Origin of the sequence: Paenibacillus sp. LHD-117 (assembly GCF_030929555.1) — a bacterium.
Taxonomy (GTDB): Bacteria; Bacillota; Bacilli; order Paenibacillales; family Paenibacillaceae; genus Pristimantibacillus.
Genome location: NZ_JAVFVT010000083.1, coordinates 1 through 1123, shown reverse-complemented (window position 1 = coordinate 1123; position 1123 = coordinate 1). Strand labels below are relative to the sequence as shown.

Here is a 1123-nt window from a genome sequence, read left to right as displayed (position 1 = left end):
ACTAAGGAGTGAAAGTCTCCAGTACACCGCAGGTGGCGGAAGTACATAGCCGACACATAGTGCTTAGTCCGTGAGGATAGGTGCGGAGGATGTGAAGGCAAATCCCGGAACAGGCGGCATAACCATGTTGGCTGGCGGAGCCGGATGACCCTGCAAAAAGAGGGGAAGTCCAATACCACCAATGGCTCCGGAAGTTAAGAGGACTGGATTCGGGAGAAAGTGGAGTGACGTGACCCAAGGAGAGCTCATCGTCCCCGCATAAGGCGGTAACCCTGGTTCAAGATCGGGAGGATCAAGACAAGGCTACGGTTGGTGAGCAGTCAGAGGTAGGGATAGTAGTGAGAAAGTTTGCCAGAAAGGCCGCAAAGGCAAACGAATCGGCATGAGATTGCCGGTGCGAGCAACGACCCAAAAGGCGATGACTCGGCGCGAAGCCCGAACCGGTGGAAGAAGAGAGATTGTGGGAAGCCATGTGCCAGGCAGGAGCCGGTGAGCTAAGATGTGCGTAGAACCGGGGAATGAACAGAAGGAGAAGCCGTCTGGGGCGAGTACCGACAGGAAAGTGGAGATTGCCGAAGGGCTACGAGCTACGGAACTGGAAGGGAAGGGGAACGAGCATGGACGAACAAGGGAAGAGCAATGTCTCTCGTGAAGTTGCAAAGCAAGGAGAACGCAAATGGTATAGCCTAATCGACAAGATCTGGGCGAAGCCAAACCTGGAGGAAGCCTTTAAGGAGGTCAAGCGCAACCGTGGGGCAGCAGGGGTCGATCGGATGACCATCAAGGCGTACGAATCGCAGCTGGAACACCATCTAGAAGTGGTTCAGCAGACGCTCAAACAGAAGACATACCGGCCGAAGCCGGTAAAACGCGTCTACATCCCGAAAGCAGATGGAACGCAGAGACCGCTGGGTATTCCTACCGTGGGAGACCGAGTCGTACAAGCGGCGGTAAAACGCATATTGGAACCAATCTTCGAAGCGAAATTTATGGAATGTAGCTATGGTTTTCGTCCGGGAAGAAATGCGCACATGGCACTGGAAAAGATCCGAGCGGATTTGAACGACGGGTACCGTTACGTGATCGACGCCGACTTGAAATCGTACTTTGACACCATCCCGCA

General features: G+C 54.1%; 1 protein-coding gene. It reads left to right on the top strand.

All coding sequences use genetic code 11. From position 1 onward, the window contains the following. Positions 1 to 617 precede the first annotated feature (617 nt). A partial coding sequence (locus tag RB620_RS30115; RefSeq protein WP_308100852.1) for a reverse transcriptase domain-containing protein occupies positions 618 to 1123 on the top strand: 506 nt, incomplete at its 3' end.